This is a genomic window from Streptomyces sp. NPDC028910 (assembly GCF_055564955.1).
The window spans coordinates 15,195-33,816 of record NZ_JBVHVF010000002.1 but is presented as its reverse complement, the minus strand read 5'-3'; the positions used below and the strand labels follow the sequence as shown (position 1 = coordinate 33,816).

Here is an 18,622-nt window from a genome sequence, read left to right as displayed (position 1 = left end):
AAGAGAGATGAATTCACGTCAGGTCGATCGCCGCCCGGCCGGGCGGATCTTGACGGGCGACGTCCGCTGGTGAAGGCTTCCGAGCGACGATCACGCATGTCGACAGCAGGGACGGAGTGGTGATGACGGGCCCGGTGCTCGCTGTGGACCAGGGCACGTCGGGAACCAAGGCCCTCGTCATCTGTCCCGTACGCGGGGTCATCGGCTCCGCCTCCGCCCCCGTGCGGCCCCGGTACCTGCCGGGCGGCCGCGTGGAGGTCGACCCCCGCGAGCTGCTGGACTCGGTCGTCGACGCGGGGCGCGCCGCCCTCGCGGCGGCCGGCGAGCCGGTGGCGGCGGTGGGCCTGGCCAACCAGGGCGAGACCGTACTGGCCTGGGACCCGGCCAGCGGCGAGCCGCTGACCGACGCGATCGTCTGGCAGGACCGCCGCGCCGAGCAGCTGTGCACGGAACTGGCCCCGCACGCCGAGTCGTTGCGGGAGCGGACGGGACTGCCGCTCGACCCGTATTTCGCCGCGCCGAAGATGGCCTGGATACGCCGCAGCCTGACCCGGCAGGGAGTCGTGACGACCAGCGACGTGTGGCTGGTGCACCGGCTCACCGGAGCCTTCGTCACCGATGCGGCGACCGCGGGCCGCACCCAGCTGCTCGATCTCGACACCGTCGACTGGTCGCCGGCGGCACTCGACGCCTTCGGCCTCACCGGCGAGCGGCTGCCGGACATCGTCGACGCGGACACCCACGTCGCATCCACCACCGCGTTCGGGCCCCCGCTGCCGCTGACGGGGCTGCTCGTCGACCAGCAGGCCGCGCTGCTCGCACAGCGCGTCACCGAGCCCGGCACCGCCAAGTGCACCTACGGCACCGGGGCGTTCCTCCTCGCACAGACCGGCCCGCACCCCCGCCGCAGCACCTCCGGACTGGTCGGCTGTGTCGCCTGGCGGCTCGGCGGGCAGACCAGCTACTGCCTGGACGGGCAGGTCTACACGGCCGCCTCCGCCGTGCGCTGGCTCACCGACCTCGGCGTGATCTCCGGCGCGCAGGACATCGACGCCGTGGGAGGGACCGCCCCGGACGCCGGCGGCGTCACCTTCGTCCCCGCGCTCGCCGGACTCGCCGCCCCGTGGTGGCGGGGCGACCTGCGGGGTTCGATCATCGGCCTCGGCCTCGACACGACCGCCGGGCACCTCGTGCGCGCGCTGTGCGACGGCATGGCCGCGCAGGTGGCGGAGCTCGCGGACGCGGTCGCCGCCGATCTGGGCGCACCGCTGTCCGCCCTGCGCGTCGACGGCGGGCTGACCCGGTCCGCGCTGCTCATGCAGGCACAGGCCGATCTGCTGCAGATCCCCGTCGAGGTGTCGGCGCTGCCGGACGCCACCGCGCTGGGCGTCGGGGCGGTCGCCCGGCTGGGGCTCGACCCCTCGCTCACCGTGCACGAGGCCGTCCCGGAGTGGAAGCCGTCCGCCGTCTACGAGCCGAGGGCCGGCTCCGGGCAGGCGGCGGAGCGCCGCGCACGGTTCCGGACGGCGGTGTCGGCCCTGCTCGACGGCCCGGCATGACCGTCACCACCAGCGGCCCGCTGCCCGGCGGCGACGCGTACGACGTGACCGTGGTCGGCGCGGGCGTGGTGGGCTCGGCCATCGCCCGCGAACTGGCCCGGCTGCCCCTGCGGATCGCCCTGGTCGACGCGTCCGACGACGTCGGCAACGGCACCTCCAAGGCCAACACCGCCATCCTGCACACCGGTTTCGACGCCGTGCCTGGCTCTCTGGAGTCCCGGCTCGTCCGGGAGGGGCAGCGGCTGCTCGGCTCGTACGCCGCCGACAGCGGCATCCCGCTGGAACCGCTCGGGGCCCTGCTCGTGGCCTGGGACGAACAGCAGCTCGCCGCGCTGCCGGCGCTCGCCGAGAAGGCGGTCCGCAACGGGTACCGGGCGGCGCGGATCCTCCCGGCCGGGGAAGCGCGGGCCCGCGAGCCCGAGCTCGGGCCCGGCGTACTGGGGGCGCTCCACGTGCCGGACGAGTCGATCATCTGCCCCTGGACGACCACCCTCGCGTACGCGACGCAGGCCGTGCGCGCCGGTGTCCACCTGCACCTCAACTGCCCGGTGCGCTCGGTCGCTCCGGGCGAACCGCACACGCTGGCCACCGGCCGGGGCCCGCTGCGCACCCGGCACCTGGTCAATGCGGCGGGCCTGTACGCCGACGAGATCGACCGGCTCCTCGGCCACGCCGACTTCACCGTGACGCCCCGGCGCGGCCAGCTGATCGTCTTCGACGAACTCGCCCGCGGTCTCGTACGCCACGTCCTGCTGCCGGTGCCGGACGCGCGGGGCAAGGGAGTGCTGGTGACGCCGACCGTGTACGGGAACGTGATGCTCGGGCCGACCGCCGAGAACCTGGACGACAAGACGGCCACGGGGTCGACCGCCGAAGGGCTCGCGCTGCTGCGGGAGAAGGGCCGGCGGATCCTGCCGGCGCTCCTGGACGAGGAGGTCACCGCCGTGTACGCCGGGCTGCGGGCGGCCACCGGCCAGGAGGACTACGCGATCCGGGCGCATCCCGCGCAGCGGTACGTGACGGTGGGCGGGATCCGCTCCACGGGTCTGACCGCCTCGATGGCGATCGCCGCCCACGTGGTGGAGCTGCTCGCCGACGGCGGTCTGCCGGTGGCCGGCGCACGGGAGCTGGAGCCGGTGCGGATGGCGAACCTCGGCGAGGCGTTCCCCCGGCCGTACCGCGACGCGGCGATGATCGCGGCGGACCCGGAGTACGGCCGGATCGTCTGCCACTGCGAGCGCGTGACCCGCGGGGAGATACGCGACGCGCTCGCCGGGACCGTCCCGCCCGGTTCGCTGGACGGCCTGCGGCGGCGCACGCGCGCCCGGGGCGGCCGCTGCCAGGGCTTCCACTGCGGAGCCGCCGTCCGCGCGCTGTTCGAGGAGGCCCGCCGGTGAACCGTACGGACGTGCTGGTCGACGTACTGGTCGTCGGCGCCGGCCCCGCCGGGCTGGCCCTGGCCACCCGGCTGGCGGAGGCGGGCGCCGGGCGGGTCGAGGTCCTGGAACGCGAGCAGGACGCGGGCGGGATGCCGCGCCACTGCCACCACGGCGGCTTCGGCCGGCCGCCGCGCCCCTGGCTCCGGGGCCACGAGTACGCGCTGCGGTCGGCGCAGGCGGCGGTCGCCGCCGGGGCCGCGGTACGCACCGGCGTCACCGCCACCGGCTGGGCCGGCCCGCTGTCCCTGGAGACCACGAGCCCGGCGGGCCTGGAGCGGATCACGGCCCGGGCCGTGGTCCTCGCCACGGGCGCCCGGGAGCGCCCCCGCAGCGCGCGGCTGGTTCCGGGCTCCCGCCCGCAGGGCGTGCTGACCACCGGGGAGCTGCTGCAGTCGGTCCACCGGTACGGCCTGCCCGTCGGCCGGCGGGCCGTGGTGGTGGGCTCCGAGCCGGTGGCCCGCCACGCGGTGCGCACGCTGCGGCGCGCGGGTACGGACGTGGTGGCGGTGGTCACGGAACGCCCGCGCGCCGCCGCCGTGCCGGGGGTCCCGCTGCTCACGGCGACGACGGTGGCCGAACTGCGCGGCCGGGGCCGGCTGTCGGGCGTGGTCGTCCGCCATCGGGACGGCCGGTCGGGGGTCCTTGCCTGCGACACGGTGGTCTTCACCGGCGACTGGATCCCCGATCACGAGCTGGCCCGCCGCGGCGGCGTCCCCCTGGACCCCGGCACCCGGGGCCCCTGCGTGGACGCGTCGTTCCGTACACCGACGCCGGGCGTCTTCGCGGTCGGCAACGTCCTCCACGGCATCGAACGGGCGGCCACCGCGGCCGCGGAGGGGGCCGCCGCGGCGGCCCCGGTGCTGGCCCGACTGGCGGGCGCCCCCTGGCCGGAGACCGGCCCGCCGCTGGAGGTCCGGGCCCCGCTCGTGTGGGTGACGCCGAACCGGATCACGGGCATCGCCGGGCGGCCGCTGCTGCTGCGGTCCGGGGAGTCGTTGACCGGCCCGCTGGTGACGGTGTGCCAGGACGGCCGGCCGCTGTGGCGGCGGCGGTTCGTGGGCCCGGTGTCCCCGTCCCGGTCGCTGCGGCTGCCGCCGGGGTGGACGTCCCGGGTCGACCGGGCGGGCGGTCCGGTCGTGGTGGACCTCAGGTGAGCGCGAAGTAGCGCAGCCAGAGGTAGAGGGCGGCGAGGGCGACGGTGACGGCGGTGACGACGAGGCCGTATCGGGTGAACTGCCAGAAGGTGATGGGGCGGCGGTTGCGTTCGGCGATGCCGAGGACGACGACGTTGGCGGAGGCGCCGATGGCGGTGGCGTTGCCCCCGAGGTCGGCGCCGAGGGCGAGGGCCCACCACATGACGTGGTCGGGGCCGCCGCCCAGATCGGTGACGAGCTCGTGGGTGACGGGGGCCATGGTCGCGACGTAGGGGATGTTGTCGACGATGCCGGACAGGACGGCGGAGCCGCCGAGCATCAGCATGGTGCCGCCCAGCTCGGCGCCCGCGACGGCCTTCGCGAGGGAGGCGGCGAGTTCGCCGATGACGCCCATGTTGATGAGGGCGCCGACCATGACGAACAGGCCGGCGAAGAAGGCGAGCGTGGGCCATTCGACCTCGCCGAGGACCTCACCGGTCTCGACCTTGGAGATCGCGATGAGGAGACCGGCGCCGAGGAGGGCGACGACGCTGGGCGCGTAGTGCAGCACGGTGTGCAGGACGAATCCGGCGACGACGAGAGCGAGGACGCCCAGTCCCTGGGCCAGCAGCCGGGGGTCCTTGATGGCCTCGCGTTCGCGCAGCTCCATGACCTCGGCGGCGCGCTTCTCGTCGTAGAGGAAGTACGGGGCGAACATCACCCGGCACAGCAGGACCAGGACGACCATCAGGACCGCGCAGAGCGGGGCGAGATGGACGAGGAAGTCGTTGAAGGTGAGACCGGCCCGGCTGGCGATGATGATGTTGGGCGGGTCGCCGACGAGGGTGGCGGTGCCGCCGATGTTCGAAGCGAACACCTCGGCGAGCAGGAACGGCGTCGCCGGCAGCTTCAGCCGGTCGCACACCAGCAGGGTGACCGGGGCGATCAGCAGCACGGTGGTGACGTTGTCCAGCAGGGCCGAGGCCACGCCCGTGATGACGATCAGCATGGTCATCACCCGGAAGGGCCGGGCCTTGGACTTCTTGACGGACCAGATCGCCAGGTATTCGAAGAGGCCGGTGCGCTTCAGGACGCCGACGATCACCATCATACCGAGCAGCAGGAAGATGACGTTCCAGTCGATGCCGGTCTCGTGGGAGAAGAAGGCAGACGTGTCGTCGGTGGCGCCGATGGCCAGCATCAGGGCCGCGCCGCCCAGGGCCGCGGCGACACGGTGGATCCACTCGGTGATGATCAGGACGTAGACACCGGCGAAGACGGCGATCGCCGCCCAGCTCTGCCAGCCGCTCACGCCAGCCCGCCTGCCGCCAGCAGGTGCCGCATCAGGGACGCCGCCGTGACCACACCGAGGAGGCGGCCGTGGGCGCCGTCGCGGTCGACGACCGCGACGAGGGGGACGTGGGTACGGGCCATGGCGGCGGCGATCTCCATCGTGCCCGCGTCCGGACCGACGTAGGGCGGCCTGAACGTACGGGCGGGCAGCCACTCGGCGACCGTCTTGCCCACGATGTCCTCGGCCATCGCTTCGGCGTGCCGTTCGTCGATGACCCCGGCGAGCAGCGGGTCCTGCATCACGTACTCGGGTACGAACTGTCGCACCAACTGCGAGCCGGGGACGGCCGCGTACGGAGTACCGTCGGTGTCCAGGACCAGCAGCGCGGGCAGATTCCGCTCGGCCAGCAGGCGTACCGCGTCCACGGCGTCGTCGTCGGTGGTCACGTGCGGGTAGGGCTCGGCGAGATCACGTGCGGACATGGTGCTTCTCCTGGTCGAGGGCGCCGCTCGGGGCGGGAAGGGGAGTGGGCGAAAGGGGCTCGCCCTTGTTCGCCGACCAGGCTTCCCGGCACACGACGGCGGACTTTACACGTCTCTGACGCCGCGTCGACGGTTCTCCGACGGCAGTCGGACGGGCCGGATAGTGCAGGACATCGGGTGACGCGCATGAGGCGCATGACACGCCCACGGTCGCGCCCGGCGCATTCACGCGTCGGCGGTGCGATCGTTTCGACGGGCAGGGCGTTTCGAGGCCATGGCCGCGACGGCCGAAAGCGCGACGGCCGAAAGAGGGAAGGGGAGTCGGATGAGCTGGCTGATCAACATCGTGGGAGCCGTCCTGGTGCTGTTCGTCCTGCGGGACGTGTTCCACACCTTGTGGCATCCCACGCGCCACGGCGGTCTGAGCCGACTGGTCATGACCGGGCTGTGGCGGCTGTCCGCATCGCTGACGGCACGCCGTCGGGCCTCCGGGCTGGCCGGACCCCTCGCGATGGTGGCCGTGGTCGCGGTGTGGGCCCTGACCGTGGTCGTGGGGTGGGCACTGATCTACTGGCCGCACATGCCGGAGGCGTTCCACTACACGGCCGGACTGCGGCCCGCCGATCACGCGCAGTTCCTCGACGCGCTCTACATCTCCCTGGTCAACGTCTCCACGCTCGGCCTCGGCGACATCGCGCCCGCCCGGGGATGGTTGCGCGTCCTCGCCCCGCTGGAGGCCCTCGTCGGCTTCGCCCTCCTGACCGCGACCGTGTCCTGGACCCTCGGCATCTACCCCGCTTTGGCCCGCCGCCGGGCGCTGGCGCTGCGCCTCTCCCACCTCGCCCGCACCCACCCCACGACGGAGCAGATCGACGCGGACGCGGGCGCGGCGATCCTCGACAGCCTGGCCGCCGGGATCTCGGTGGTCTCGATCGACCTCATGCAGTACGCCGAGTCGTACTACTTCTTCGACGGCGACGACCGGACGTCACTGGCGCGCCACATCGCGTACGCCGACAACCTGGCCGATCAGGCGGCGGGCGCCCGCCACGGCGATGTCCGGCTCGCGGCCGCCGTACTGCGCGCCGCCCTGGAGGACCTCGCCCTCATCCTCGACCAGCGCTTCCTCCACACCCAGGGCACGGCGCGACAGGTCTTCGACGCCTTCGCCCGCGACCACGGACGCCACGCCGGACCCTGACGGCGCGGCGTCCGTGGGAACGCGAAGACGCTTGGACGGAAGCGGCTCACTTCCGGTCGAAGAGGGCGGCCGAGGCGGTGAGGCCGTCCGAGGCGGTGCCGCAGCGGGCGGCGAGGGTCTCGATCCGCTCCCGGAAGGCATCGGCCTCCGGTCCATGCCACCCCACCGCGGCGGCGGAGGCACGAAGCCGCTCCGCGTGGTCGCGCAAGGCGCCGGCGTGGGTGCGCAAGCCCTCCGCGGCGGCGTACCGCTGCTCGCTGCGGGGGGCGGGGATCGCCGTCACAGGGTCCTCCAGGGGGCGAAGGCGTTGGTCACGCCGTCCAGGGCCGGGGCGAGTTCGGGGTGGTGGCGCAGCAGGACGTTCACCATCGTGTTCCGGTCCACCCATCGCAGGCCTTCGGCCGTGTAGATCTCGGGCCGGTAGTCGGTGGTGAAGAAGCGGTCGCTCTTCAGGCGGCGGCTCGCCATCAGGATGAAGATCCGGAAGAGGGAGTCGCTGAACCCGAACCCGGCCGGCCGCGGCTCGGCGAGATTGCCGACCAGCGTGTCGACCCGCTCCAGCCGCCCGTCGTACAGCTCCTTGACCAGCGAGGTGTCGACCGGGTGCCCGCCGGTCAGCTCCTCGAAGGAGGAGACCGGGCGCTTGCGCAGCATCTGCCGGTAGGCGTTGTAGCGGGGGATGCCGCGCTCGCGGTCGCGCAGCACGTCGACGGTCCCGAGGTCGATGTGCTCGCCGGTGAGCCGGGCCAGATTGCGCAGCGCGTCGGGGTGGTTGTGCAGCACCAGGGCCCCGGGGTGGGCGGTGCCGAAGGTGTAGAAGAGGTCGCTCATCCCGTACGTGTCGACGCAGCCGCGGGTGGTCGCCCCCTGCATCTCCTCGAAGCCGATGGTCTTGCGGACCGCGCCCGCCCGGTGGTCGCGTACGGTCACCTCGTCGGGGATCAGCGGGTGCAGCCGGTACGCCGAGACGAACTCCTCCGTCATCGAGAAGGGCGCCGCGTGGTGGTCGGTGGGCGAGCCCAGGATCCCGCTGAGCAGTTCGCCCTTGCCGACGCGCCCGTACTTCCTGGTGACCCAGCGCGGGAGCATCCCGTACCAGTTGGCGTCCATCCCCCGCTTGAGCACCGGCGTGTCGAGGATGCCGGGTGTCCACTCCACCGTGTGGATCTTCGCCATGAGGGCGGTGTTGACCAGCCGGGCGGTGTGGAAGAGCCGTTCGTCGTCCCAGGTCGGGTAGTGCGAGCGCAGGTGGTCGCAGATCGCGTTGTGCTCCTTGGCGAAGAGCGTGTGCAGCAGCGACAGCCCGGTCCAGTAGTCGCTGTTCATGCCCGTCCAGTCCAGGCACTCCCTGCCGGGCCGCGGGTCGGCGGGCAGCCGGCCGTCGGCGTCGACGATCAGCTTGCCGTGCTCACCGGTCCGCAGCGAGCGGCAGCGCTCCTCGTCGGAGCCGTAGATCTGTGAGCCGTCCCACCAGTGCGTGACCGTGTTCTCGTACGTCGGCGGGACGTCCGGTGCCGTGTGGGCGACCGGGTCGGGGCGCGTGCGGTTGATCCGCATCGGGCAGGTGCCGCCCTGCCGGGCCCAGTCGTCGTCCGCGGCGAGCGGGACGGTGAAGGGCTCGGCCTCCTCGTTGTCGCCGTGGTTGGCCCAGCCGTGGTTCTCGAACTGGATCCACGCGGCGGCCAGCAGATTGAGCGTGGGCGCGGGGACGAAGCCGCGCCGCGCCAGCAACTGCCGGCTGATCTCGCGCGGACTGGGCGACATCAGCTCCTCGTCCGGCTCCGGGAAGACCAAGTGCAGCGGCGCGTTGCGGTCGAGGCGGGTGCCGACCTTGCCCATGTCCTCGTCGTACGGGTCGTAGCCCGAGCCGTCGTACGAACGGTAGGGCGCGAGCGTGCGCGGGGGGCGACGACGGCGTTCACCGCCCGCGCCGTAGGTGTCGTGGAGGTTGTGACGGCGCAGGTCGCCGCGGAGCACCGAGAGGTTCAGCAGGCCCAGTGGGGTGGGGAGTTCGTGCCACTCGTGGGTGCGGTTGATCCGGGCGAAGGCGGCCGAGCCGAGGCGTTCGAGGAGTCCTGGCGGCGTGGGCGACGCGGCGGTGGTGCGCGGAGCCGCCGTCTGCGCGGGGACGGTCGCCGCGGACCGGGCGACCGTCTCCGTCGTCGCGGTCGCAGCGGTCGCAGCGGTCGTCTCCGGCGTCTCCGTCATCTCCGTCGGGTTCGTCGGCTCGGTGGGCTTGGTCGTGTCGGTCATCGTGGGTGTCGATCCCTCAGCGGTCGTAGAGCTGGAACAGGCGGCCGGCGGTGACGCGGCCGCGGTACGGCGCGAGTTCCGCGTCGACGTGGGCGCTCGCCTCGGGCACGTCGAACTGGAGGTTGTGCGCGTACCGTTCGGCGGCGTGGCACAGCGGGAAGGCATGCGTGTCGTCGGTCCAGGTGAACTCGGTGAACTGCGCCGGCAAGGCGTACGGCGAGACCGAGGAGCGGCCCTCCAGGCTCGGCACGACGTCGTGCTCGTTGACCAGGGAGCAGACCCGCGTCCGCGGGTCCGCGGGCCGTTTCCCGTCGATGGGCGAGCCGATGGCCACGACGTGCGTGACCCGGTAGAGGGCACAGAAGTCCCGGTCCCCGGCCAGGTTCATGGCGGTGATCCCGCCCAGGCTGTGCCCCACCAGTGCGATGTCGGTGCCGGAGGGGACGAGGGAGCGCAGCGCCCTGGTGACGGCCCGGGAATAGGGCGTGGAGGGCCTGGCCACCGAGTGCAGGGCGCCCACCAGGTCTTGCGGACTCTCGTGGCGGAGGCCGCCGGGTGCCATGCCGGCGAGCTGGACGACGTACCGCGTCATCCCGTCCGGACCGGTGACCTGCTGCACGAGCAGGGTGCCACCTGTGCCGATGGTCCCGATGTTGCGGATGTAGCCGGTGATGGTCCCGGAGGTGTCGAGCGATTCCAGCACGGCCCCGTCGCATGGCACCGGCACGGCCCGGCCCGGTCCGCGGTCCATGAGCGCCCAGAAGCGGCTGCCGATGCCGAGGAAGGGTTCCGCGACGGACAGGGTGCGGCCGGTGGCGATCTCCCAGCCGGCCTCGTCGTTGAACGGGTTCTCGTCGGTGAGCGCGTTCCACGCCGCGATGTCCGTGAAGGACGGGGCGAGCAGCGCGAAGGCGCGTTCGGCGCCCTGGTTGCCGACGATCGACCTGAAGACCCGGACCGCCTCGCGCTGGCGGTCCTCATCGATGGCCTTGATGACCCGGGCGGTGTCGGGGTCCGCCAGCAGCTCCGGGTGCTGTACGGCGGCTGCCCGGATACGGGCCTTGAGGCCGGCGACGGCGAGACTGACGGCGAGGCTCTCGCGGCTGGTGAGGACCCCCGCGACCCGGGCGGCGCGGGCCAGGGGACCACGGCCCTGGGGAGCCCAGCCGAGCCCTGCCGGGTCCGTCAGGGTGCGCAGCAGGGTGCGTCGGGTGGCCGACGGCAGGCGGGCGGTGAGGGCGACTGCGGTGGCGTGCCGGGAGGCCTCGCGTACGGCGTCGGCGGCCTCGGCGAGGTCACGGCACAGCTGGTGCAGGGAGGCCACGTCCGGCTGGGCTGTGGTGGTGGCGGTGTCTGCCGAGGCGTCCGCGTCGGTGACGGATTCGGGCATGGGTGCGTTCTCTCCAGGTCTCAACGGGCGGCGAGGCGGAGCCGGATGGCGGCCGTGTCCACCGTTCCGGGCAGCGGCCGGTGCGGGTCGACGCGCGGGCGGCCGCCGGTCAGCCGGTGGCCGCGGAGCACCTGGGCGCAGACCGCGGCGGTGAGCAGGAGGGCGAGCTGGTCGCCCGGGCAGCGGCCGCCGCCGTGGCTGAAGGGCGCCATCCGGGTGTCGCCGTCGGCTTCGGGGGACAACCAGCGGCCGGGTACGAAGAGGTCGGCTGCGGGGACGTGCCGGGGGTCGCGCTGGTGGAAGCCCATGGGGACCAGGACGCTGGTGCCGGCCGGGTAGCGGACCCCGCGCCATTCGGTTTCCGCGCGGGTGACCCGTACCAGGTCGGGTACGACCGGGTAGAGCCGCAGCGATTCCTGAACGACGGCGCGCAGCCGCGGCAGTTCGTGGCCACCGGTGGCCGCCTCCGTGTGAGCGGCGTCCTGTTCGGCCGGGTGGACGGCGAGGAGGAGCAGGGTGCGGGCGATGACCGGGGCCGCCACCTCGATGGCGAGCAGCCAGTGGTGGGTCTGGCCGAGCGGGTCGGTTCCCTCGGGGGCGGGGTGGCGCAGGGCGCGGGCGGCGAGGGCGTGCGGGGGCGCGTCGGCCGCGTACTCCTCGATGCGGGCCCCGGCCTTCGCGTAGAGGGCCGCGTTGGCCTTGTTCCGGCTCTTGCGCAGGCCCATCCAGTTGGCCTCGTCCCGCAGGGTGCGCAGCCAGCCGGCCAGTTCCTCGTCGCCGGCCGCCCGGTCGCCGAGCACCACGCGCCGGGAGATCCGGCCCATCACCCGGCGCACCCGGTCGAAGTCCAGGCCGGTACGGGAGGTGAGCGCGAGGCACTCCTCCTCCACGATGTTCTGGTACTCCGCACAGGCCGGGTGCACCGGCCGGTCCCAGGCGAGGACCTCGTCGTTGACCTTCCGCCGGTCCTCGCGGAGGTCGCCGTGCGCGCAGGTGACCCCGGTGGGCTCGAGCACGCCCAGGCTCTTGACCTTGTCCTCCGCGTCCATGGCGAGGGTTCGTACGGGCTCCGCGAAGAACTGGCGGATCTCCGCCTGGTCGAAGAGGACCAGCATCTCGCCGGAGAGCGCCCGCACCATGACCGGGGCACCGCCGTGCCGGTCGCGCATCGCGCGCAGGGTGGCCGCGGACCACGCCGACTGGTTCAGGGCGGCGTACCAGGACATGACCTTGAACCGGGGGCTGACGACGCCGCGGATGAAGACGGGCAGGGTGTGGGTGGCGACGAACCGGGCGGTCTCGGCCCGCCCGGCGCGCGCCGGGCGGGCGGTGGCCCCGGCGGGGGCGGTGCGCGTGGCGGGCGCGGCGGGGATCGTGGGCTTGGTCATGCTTCGACGACCTTTCCGGGGTTGAGCAGGTTCCTCGGGTCGAAGAGCCGCTTGAGACCGCGCTGCAACTCCAGTGAGACCGGGTCGAGTTCGCGCGTGAGCCAGTCGCGCTTGAGGGTGCCGATGCCGTGCTCCCCGGTGCTGGTGCCGCCCAGGGCCAGACCGGCGGCCATGATGTCGTCGTACGCGGTGCGGGCACGGTCGGACTCCTGCGGGTCCGACTCGTCGAAGACGACGGTCGGATGGAGGTTGCCGTCCCCCGCGTGGCCGAGGGTGAAGATCCGCAGCCGGTGGCGGCGGGCGATGTCCTCGATCGTGCCGATGAACTTGGGCAGTTCGGAACGCGGCACGGCCACGTCCTCGATGAACGCCGTGGGCTTGCCGCCGAGGGTCGCCATGAAGGAGCCGAGGGCCGGCGGGACGAGTCGGCGCGCCTCGATGATCCGGCGGGACTCCTCCGGGGTCGCGGCGGTGACGACGTTCGCGGCGCCGTTCTCCTTGCACAGGAGCTCCACCGCCCTCAGGTCGGCTGCCGCGTCGGCCGTGTCGCACTCCACGATCAGGGTGGCGGCGCTGTCGGAGCGCAGCAGCGGGTGACCGTGGTCGGCGACGGCCCGGGAGGTGGCCCGGTCGAGGAGTTCCAGCGCGGAGGGGATGTGCCCGGCGGCGGTGATCGCTGCGACGGCGTCCCCCGCCGCGGTGAGTGTGGGGAACTGGGCGAGCAGGGACAGGGCCTGCGACCGGGCGGGCCGCAGGGCGAGGGTGGCGCCGACGACGACGGCGAGGGTGCCCTCCGAGCCGACGATCAGCCGGGTCAGGTCGTAGCCCGCGACGCCCTTGGCGGTGTCGCGTCCCGTACGCATCCGCCGTCCGTCGGGGAGGACGAGGTCCAGGCCGAGCACGTAGTCGGCGGTGACGCCGTACTTCACGCAGCAGATGCCGCCCGCGCCGGTCGCGATGTTGCCGCCGATGGTGCAGCGCTCCCAGGAGGCGGGGTCGGGCGGGTAGGTCAGGCCGTGTGCGGCGACGGCGTCGTTCAGGTCCTTGGTGACGACGCCGGGCTCGCAGCGCACCAGGCGGTTGGCCGGGTCGACGGAGAGGATGCGGTCCATCTCGGTGGTGCACAGGACGACGCAGCCGTCGAGGGCGTTGGCGGCGCCGGCCAGGCCGGTCCGGGCGCCCTGCGGGACGACGGGGACGCCGAGCTCGTACGTCGTGCGCATGATGAGTTCGACCTGTCCGGCGGTGCGCGGGAAGGCGACGACGGCCGGGGCGCCGTGCTCGGAGAAGGGCGCCGCGTCACGGGAGTGGGCGGTGAGCGTCTCGGGGTCGGTGCGCAGGATCCCGGCGGGAAGTCCCGAGCGCAGGCGGTCGAGGAGCGGGGTGCAGTCGGTGGGCATTGCGGCCTTCTGAGCGTCGTACGGGAAGGGGGTGGCGAGGCGGACGCGGATGCGCGGCGCCTTACAGGGAGGGGAGCTCGATGGTGATCGGTACGTCGATGAGCACCGGGCCGTCCTGCTGGGCCGCGGAATCCCGGACCAGCTTGGTCAGTTCGCCGGCCCCGTGGGCGGTGTGGGAGCGGACTCCGTAGCCGGTGGCGATCGCGGCGATGTCGAGGCCCGGGATGTCGAGGCCGGGGGCGCCCTGCGCGTGTTCGAGCTGCGCGAACCACTGGAGGATGGCGTAGCGCGCGTTGCTCAGGACGACGAAGGTGACGGGGAGCCTGTAGGCGGCCGCGGTCCACAGGGCCTGCACGGCGTAGTGGACCGAGCCGTCGCCGATGACGGCGATCACCGGCCGGTAGGGCACTGCGAGCTGGGCGCCGACGGCCGCCGCCGCGCCGAAGCCGAGTCCGCCGCCCGCGGAGAACAGGTAGGAGCGGGGCGTGCTGATCCGGGTGGCCTCGTGGAACTGCGGGACGTTGGAGGGCGATTCGTTGACCCAGAGGGTGTCGGCGGGGGCGCCCTGGGCGATGGCCGTCATGGCGGCGAGGGGAGTCAGGACACCGTCGGGACCCTCGGTGGTCAGGACCCGCTCATGGGGCGCGGGTACGGGGCCGCCGGCCGCAAGCCGCTCGGTGAGGGCGCGTGCGGTGAGGGCCGGATCAGCGACGATCGCGTCCCCGACGGGGGCCTTGGCCGCTTCCTCGGCGTCGCGGGTCAACAGGACCAGTTCGGCGCCGTCGGGCAGGTGGGCGCCCGGGATGTAGGGGTAGTAGCGGAACACGGGCGCGCCGATGACGACGATCAGGTCGTGGCCGGACAACTGCTGGCCGAGCGGCCCGATCGCCGGGATCAGCTCGCCGCGGTACTGCGGGTGGTCGCGGGGGAAGGAGACGCGGGCCGAGACGGGCGCCGCCCAGACGGGCAGTCCGGTGCGCTCGGCGAGCGCGAGGACCGCGTCCCAGGCGCCGGAGGCGTCGACGTCGTCGCCCGCGACGAGGACGGCGGAGCGGGCGCCCGCGATACGGTCCGCGAGGCGCTGGACGGCTTCCGGGGCGGGGGCGGCGGCGTGGGTGATCCGCCGGGCGGCGGCCGCCCGGGCAGCCCGGTCCTCGGCTTCGCTCAGCTCGGCGTCCATGTCGTCCATGGGCAGGGAGAGGAAGACCGGGCCGTGCGGCGGGGTCTCGGCGAGCTGCACGGCGCGGGCCAGCGCGGGCGCCACGTCGGCGGGGCGCGGAGGCTCGTACGCCCACTTCACGGCGGGCTGCGGGAGGAGCGTGGCCTGTGGGTTGGACAGCAGGGCCTCCATGGTGAGCATGGAGCGGACCTGCTGTCCGGCGGTGACGACCATGGGCGTGCGATTCGCCCGCGCGTTGAGGATCGCGCCCATCGCGTTGCCCGTTCCGGGGCCGGTGTGCAGATTCACCAGGGCGGTGGTGCCGGAGGCGAGCGCGAAGCCGTCCGCCATACCGACGACGACGGCCTCCTGGAGGCCCAGTACGTACCGGAAGTCGTCGGGGAACTCCTTGAGCATCGGCAGCTCCGTCGAGCCGGGATTGCCGAAGACCGTGGTCATTCCGCGTGTGCGCAGAACATCCAGGACCGCTTCTCGAACCGTGCGCATGGAGAACCCTTCATGCAGCCGGGGACACTGTCGGTGATCAAGAGATCACCATGAGTGGATCTTCGCAAAGTCGCCCCCTCGCGTGCCCGGCCTGCTACGGGGACGTCACGGAACCCCCATTTCCCTTGGGTCGTGCCGGTACGTGCCGGTACGTCGCGCATCGGAAGTCGCCCACACGGGTGCATGGACGAGACGCCGGAGGTACCTGAAAGAGGCAGCGCGACACTCCCGCTCGCCGGGCATATTGTCGGCCGTGGCGTGGAACCGATCTCCGCATGACCGAAAGCGGCAGCCCCTACATCTCGAAGCCCAGGATCACCGTGCGAGGAGTGCAGCCCGGTGATCCGCCCTTCCGCACGGTGGAGGTCGACGGGGAGGTCGTCGCCCTGGCGCGGTCGATGGTGGATGTGCTCCTGGCCGCCGCGGCCATGGGCATCACGGTGCACGACCTCGACGACCCGGACGTCATCCGGTGGGTGGGCGGCGGCAAGTACACGTGGAGGCCGCACTAGGGTGGCCGTGACGGTGACGGACCTACTGGTGCGGTCGGGCCTGGCCGCCGCCGTGAGCCGGGCCCGCTCCGGTCGCTCAGAGGGCCAGCGGGACCGCGATCTCGCAGGCCGGGTCGGTCGGGCCGGTCTCGGACCAGTCCGCGAAGTAGATCTCGCGGGGCGCCGCTGACGCCGTGCGGGCCTCGCCCGCCGCCCAGGCGTAGAGGCCTTCTGCGACAAACGCGCCCGACGGGCGAACGCCAAGGGCAAACAGGCGATCCACGCAGCCACCGACCGGAGCTGGGCCGCTCACTCGACCCTTTCCAGGAACGGAACGATCGCATCGAGGAAGTGCTCGTTCCGATCGCCGGCCACCATGGTGCCCCGCGCCGGCCACGTCGACGCGTCGCGCCTGGGGAACCCTGTCGCAGAACTGCTCGGCGACGTCTTCGCGCACCACATCGCTGATCCCGCCGCGGACGAGCAGGATCGGCACGTCGGCGTGGCGCGCGGCGTCGAGGAGACGCTCCGCCATGCCGGGCGGGTCCATCCGGCCCTCGAAGCTGTCCAGCAACCGGGGGTCCCAGTGCCACACCCAGCGGTCGCCGTGGCGCCGCAGGTTGTTCCGTATCCCCTCGGGGTCGGACGGACGCGGCCGGTGCGACAGATGCGGGGACACCGCCGCAGCCGCCTCCCCCACGTCGGCGAATCCGTCCGGATGGCCGCGCATGAACGCGACGATCCGGCGAAACCCGCGGGGATCCGGTCGATGGGCGACGTCGACGAGTACCAGGGCGCGGATCGCCGCCTCCGGTGCCTCTCCGGCGGCGAGCAGCGAACCCAGGCCGCCGAGCGAGGCACCGATGAGCACCGGCCCGCCGCCGACCTCGGCGACGATCGCCCGGACATCGTCGGCGACCAGGTCGAGTACGTAGGATGTCAAGGTTGCCGTCCGCCACGAGGCGCCCGTGCTGATCGCCGCCCTCAATGGCCTCTGACCGGCAGAACGGCCTTCCGGTCCCGCTCACCAGTCCCGGCCGGCGATCAGCTCCTCTCTATCCACGTCCGTGAACCCATATGCCGACGCGACAAACCAGAACTCATCGCCGATCCACTCACGCGCAACTGTCTCGATCCCACTCCCAGCCGCGACGAACTCCGCATCCAGAAGGTTGAACTCCTCCGTCGCGGCCTGGGTGAGCGCATACAGGGCCTCCAGATCCGACGGCTGCTCAGCCTCAATCCGCTCGCACAGACGCAGCAGGATCGCCCTTCCCTGGTCGACGATGCGATCAGGGAAGTACGAGTCCTAGAACATCTGCCGCAGAAATGCGTGCCCTGCTACCTGCTGGTTTGCGATCGGCATGTGCTTCCCATCCCGGTAGAAGAACTGACGCGCCGATCATGCACGGAACCACTGACAACGCCGACGCCCATGTGTGCCAGACCGCGTGTGACCAGCACTTCCGCAGCAGGGCCTAGACGGGTTGTCACACATCGCGGGCGGCGATTTGGCCGAACGCCGGCATGCCAAGGCTGACGGCAGTGGATCGGCGGGTCGCTTCGGCGTCGAGTTGGGTGATCTTGTCCTGGGCGCCGGCGAGGCTGACGTGCAGACCTTCGACCTCGCCGAGCCAGCCCTCCCGCTCGGCCTCGGCGATCCGCGCGATGAGGTTGTCCCGGATTTCAACAAGCCGTGACCGCTGTTCCGGCTCGGGCCGCAGCATCGAGCACCGGATGCAGGCATATCCGAACTAGCCCAGCACAGCCTTGAACCGGCTGACTCCCTTCTCCACCACGGAAAGTAGTGGTGGAGAAGTTGGAGAGCTAAGTGTCGTCGGGCGTGTCGGCGCTCTCCTCCGATGGAGCCTCCACGTACAGAGAGCGATGTACCTGAAACGTCGTCACCGACACAGTTCAGGCTCTTAACCTGGCCCGATGGATACAGCTGTCGAGATAGTCAGCGCCCGGACGCGCCAGCTCTTCTGGGAGCTCAGCTCCATCATCGAGCTGAGTCCCCTGCGAGCATGCTGGACAGGTGAGGGCTTCTCTCCCGTGGAGGCCGTGCAGACTTGCTCGGGTGGAGCCCGCAAGCAGGTCTTCAGCTCCTTCGCCGAAGGCGTTGACTGGACCGACGAGAGGCAGGTACAACGGGCCCTGCGCGCGTTCGAGGGCATGCTGGATGAGTGCACCGGCTCCTACGGCTGGGACGGGACGCTGGCGAAGGTCACAGCCGCGCTGGCCCGGGACGGCTACCAGGTCAGCCCGACCCTCCAGATCCTGCCGGTCGGCGAGTGGCGGCCCGAGGTGGCGCGGCACGACGCCAGGGCGTACGCGGAATCCCTCAGGCTTCTGCGGGGTGCCCGCAACGCGATGGAGCGGTTGGGCCTCCTGACCTCCGACATGCCTGAGGAGCGGCTGCGAGACGTGCTGCTCGTCGCCCTCAACGCCTACTTTGAAGGGCAGTCCACGGGCGAGACCCTGAACGGCAAGGGCAAGACGGACATCCTGATCCGAGTCGGAGACCGCAACGTGTCGATCTCCGAGTGCAAGTTCTACACCGGGCCGAAGTCGGTCACCGACGCGCTGGACCAGCTGCTCAGGTACACGGACAACGGCGGCCGCCGGACGTCTCTGCTGATGTTCTACCGGGAGAAGGACCCGGATGCCCGGATCACCGACACTATCGCCGCGATCCGTTCCCACCCGCAGTGCGAGTCCTTCGACTCCAGCAGAGCTGACGAGGACCGGCAGTGGGGTTTCGTTGTCCGGGGCAGCGGAGATCCGGGCAGTGCTCCCCGTGCCGAGGTGGCGTTCATCCCCTTCGTCATCGCCTGACTCCGCCGGTGGTAGGGGTTGGGGGGGGGGGGGGGGGGGGGGGGGGGGGGGGGGGGAAAAAAAAAAACCGGCATCAAACCCCCCCCAC

At 72.4% G+C, this 18,622-nt stretch carries 17 protein-coding genes; 6 read left to right on the top strand and 11 right to left on the bottom strand.

Features of this window, described 5'->3' with window-relative positions; genetic code table 11:
- Positions 1 to 122: 122 nt before the first annotated feature.
- From ACZ4TV_RS02860 to ACZ4TV_RS02850, 3 genes are read left to right on the top strand one after another with little or no spacing between them, the layout of a single operon-like run.
- Positions 123 to 1,559: an FGGY family carbohydrate kinase gene (locus ACZ4TV_RS02860; protein ID WP_468129994.1), complete on the top strand. Its 1,437-nt coding sequence runs from the start codon at positions 123 to 125 to the stop codon at positions 1,557 to 1,559.
- Positions 1,556 to 2,956: an FAD-dependent oxidoreductase gene (locus tag ACZ4TV_RS02855; RefSeq protein WP_468129992.1), complete on the top strand. Its 1,401-nt coding sequence runs from the start codon at positions 1,556 to 1,558 to the stop codon at positions 2,954 to 2,956. The genes ACZ4TV_RS02860 and ACZ4TV_RS02855 overlap by 4 nt, the downstream gene beginning before the upstream one ends.
- Positions 2,953 to 4,152: an NAD(P)/FAD-dependent oxidoreductase gene (locus ACZ4TV_RS02850; RefSeq protein WP_468129990.1), complete on the top strand. Its 1,200-nt coding sequence runs from the start codon at positions 2,953 to 2,955 to the stop codon at positions 4,150 to 4,152. Before ACZ4TV_RS02855 ends, ACZ4TV_RS02850 begins: the two co-directional genes overlap by 4 nt.
- Here ACZ4TV_RS02850 and ACZ4TV_RS02845 read toward each other — a convergent pair.
- Both ACZ4TV_RS02845 and ACZ4TV_RS02840 read right to left on the bottom strand, forming a co-directional pair.
- Positions 4,145 to 5,443 (bottom strand): ArsB/NhaD family transporter, encoded by a 1,299-nt coding sequence (locus ACZ4TV_RS02845; protein WP_468129988.1) that lies wholly within the window; start codon positions 5,441 to 5,443, stop codon positions 4,145 to 4,147. The genes ACZ4TV_RS02850 and ACZ4TV_RS02845 overlap by 8 nt on opposite strands.
- Positions 5,440 to 5,907 carry a CBS domain-containing protein gene (locus ACZ4TV_RS02840; protein ID WP_468129986.1) on the bottom strand — a complete coding sequence of 156 codons (468 nt, stop codon included), beginning with the start codon at positions 5,905 to 5,907 and terminating at the stop codon, positions 5,440 to 5,442. The genes ACZ4TV_RS02845 and ACZ4TV_RS02840 overlap by 4 nt, the downstream gene beginning before the upstream one ends.
- Positions 5,908 to 6,232: 325 nt before the next feature.
- Between ACZ4TV_RS02840 and ACZ4TV_RS02835 the strand changes: the two genes are divergently transcribed.
- On the top strand, positions 6,233 to 7,108 hold the full coding sequence (locus ACZ4TV_RS02835; RefSeq protein WP_468129984.1) for a potassium channel family protein: 876 nt from the start codon (positions 6,233 to 6,235) through the stop codon (positions 7,106 to 7,108).
- Positions 7,109 to 7,154: 46 nt separating this feature from the next.
- Here ACZ4TV_RS02835 and ACZ4TV_RS02830 read toward each other — a convergent pair whose 3' ends face one another.
- The 6 genes from ACZ4TV_RS02830 to mdlC all read right to left on the bottom strand — a co-directional run bounded on the left by ACZ4TV_RS02830 (position 7,155) and on the right by mdlC (position 15,205).
- Positions 7,155 to 7,391, bottom strand: a complete 237-nt coding sequence (locus ACZ4TV_RS02830; RefSeq protein WP_468129982.1) for a hypothetical protein — start codon at positions 7,389 to 7,391, stop codon at positions 7,155 to 7,157.
- Positions 7,388 to 9,361, bottom strand: a complete 1,974-nt coding sequence (locus ACZ4TV_RS02825; protein ID WP_468129980.1) for a peroxidase family protein — start codon at positions 9,359 to 9,361, stop codon at positions 7,388 to 7,390. The genes ACZ4TV_RS02830 and ACZ4TV_RS02825 overlap by 4 nt, the downstream gene beginning before the upstream one ends.
- Before the next feature lie 16 nt (positions 9,362 to 9,377).
- The gene (locus tag ACZ4TV_RS02820) at positions 9,378 to 10,751 is read right to left on the bottom strand and encodes an alpha/beta hydrolase family protein (RefSeq protein WP_468129978.1); all 1,374 of its coding nucleotides are present in this window, start codon (positions 10,749 to 10,751) and stop codon (positions 9,378 to 9,380) included.
- A 20-nt stretch (positions 10,752 to 10,771) separates the two neighbouring features.
- Positions 10,772 to 12,139, bottom strand: a complete 1,368-nt coding sequence (locus ACZ4TV_RS02815; protein ID WP_468129976.1) for a cytochrome P450 — start codon at positions 12,137 to 12,139, stop codon at positions 10,772 to 10,774.
- Positions 12,136 to 13,539, bottom strand: coding sequence for an FAD-binding oxidoreductase (locus ACZ4TV_RS02810; RefSeq protein WP_468129974.1), 1,404 nt, complete (start codon positions 13,537 to 13,539; stop codon positions 12,136 to 12,138). Before ACZ4TV_RS02810 ends, ACZ4TV_RS02815 begins: the two co-directional genes overlap by 4 nt.
- Positions 13,540 to 13,600: 61 nt before the next feature.
- Positions 13,601 to 15,205, bottom strand: a complete 1,605-nt coding sequence (gene mdlC / locus ACZ4TV_RS02805; RefSeq protein WP_468129972.1) for a benzoylformate decarboxylase — start codon at positions 15,203 to 15,205, stop codon at positions 13,601 to 13,603.
- A 275-nt stretch (positions 15,206 to 15,480) separates the two neighbouring features.
- On the opposite strand from mdlC, the gene ACZ4TV_RS02800 reads away from it, so the two are divergent.
- Positions 15,481 to 15,717, top strand: coding sequence for a hypothetical protein (locus ACZ4TV_RS02800; RefSeq protein WP_468129970.1), 237 nt, complete (start codon positions 15,481 to 15,483; stop codon positions 15,715 to 15,717).
- 76 nt (positions 15,718 to 15,793) lie between these two features.
- Here the strand turns inward: ACZ4TV_RS02800 and ACZ4TV_RS02795 are convergent, their stop codons facing one another.
- The 3 genes from ACZ4TV_RS02795 to ACZ4TV_RS02785 form a co-directional block, all read right to left on the bottom strand.
- Positions 15,794 to 16,684, bottom strand: a complete 891-nt coding sequence (locus ACZ4TV_RS02795) for an alpha/beta fold hydrolase (RefSeq protein WP_468129968.1) — start codon at positions 16,682 to 16,684, stop codon at positions 15,794 to 15,796.
- Positions 16,685 to 16,720: 36 nt separating this feature from the next.
- A complete protein-coding gene (locus ACZ4TV_RS02790; protein WP_468130692.1) occupies positions 16,721 to 16,984 on the bottom strand; it encodes a DUF5713 family protein in 264 nt (87 codons plus the stop codon).
- 202 nt (positions 16,985 to 17,186) lie between these two features.
- Complete coding sequence (locus ACZ4TV_RS02785) at positions 17,187 to 17,423, bottom strand: hypothetical protein (protein ID WP_468129966.1); 237 nt, start codon at positions 17,421 to 17,423, stop codon at positions 17,187 to 17,189.
- Between the two features lie 211 nt (positions 17,424 to 17,634).
- On the opposite strand from ACZ4TV_RS02785, the gene ACZ4TV_RS02780 reads away from it, so the two are divergent.
- Positions 17,635 to 18,534: a hypothetical protein gene (locus ACZ4TV_RS02780; protein WP_468129964.1), complete on the top strand. Its 900-nt coding sequence runs from the start codon at positions 17,635 to 17,637 to the stop codon at positions 18,532 to 18,534.
- Positions 18,535 to 18,622 lie beyond the last annotated feature (88 nt).

Coding starts and splice junctions, on each gene's coding strand:
- ACZ4TV_RS02860 (WP_468129994.1), top strand. CDS start 123: ATGACGGGCCCGGTGCTCGCTGTGGACCAGGGCACGTCGGGAACCAAG.
- ACZ4TV_RS02855 (WP_468129992.1), top strand. CDS start 1,556: ATGACCGTCACCACCAGCGGCCCGCTGCCCGGCGGCGACGCGTACGAC.
- ACZ4TV_RS02840 (WP_468129986.1), bottom strand. CDS start 5,907: ATGTCCGCACGTGATCTCGCCGAGCCCTACCCGCACGTGACCACCGAC.
- ACZ4TV_RS02835 (WP_468129984.1), top strand. CDS start 6,233: ATGAGCTGGCTGATCAACATCGTGGGAGCCGTCCTGGTGCTGTTCGTC.
- ACZ4TV_RS02825 (WP_468129980.1), bottom strand. CDS start 9,361: ATGACCGACACGACCAAGCCCACCGAGCCGACGAACCCGACGGAGATG.
- ACZ4TV_RS02820 (WP_468129978.1), bottom strand. CDS start 10,751: ATGCCCGAATCCGTCACCGACGCGGACGCCTCGGCAGACACCGCCACC.
- ACZ4TV_RS02815 (WP_468129976.1), bottom strand. CDS start 12,139: ATGACCAAGCCCACGATCCCCGCCGCGCCCGCCACGCGCACCGCCCCC.
- ACZ4TV_RS02810 (WP_468129974.1), bottom strand. CDS start 13,539: ATGCCCACCGACTGCACCCCGCTCCTCGACCGCCTGCGCTCGGGACTT.
- mdlC (WP_468129972.1), bottom strand. CDS start 15,205: ATGCGCACGGTTCGAGAAGCGGTCCTGGATGTTCTGCGCACACGCGGA.
- ACZ4TV_RS02800 (WP_468129970.1), top strand. CDS start 15,481: ATGACCGAAAGCGGCAGCCCCTACATCTCGAAGCCCAGGATCACCGTG.
- ACZ4TV_RS02785 (WP_468129966.1), bottom strand. CDS start 17,423: ATGCTGCGGCCCGAGCCGGAACAGCGGTCACGGCTTGTTGAAATCCGG.
- ACZ4TV_RS02780 (WP_468129964.1), top strand. CDS start 17,635: ATGGATACAGCTGTCGAGATAGTCAGCGCCCGGACGCGCCAGCTCTTC.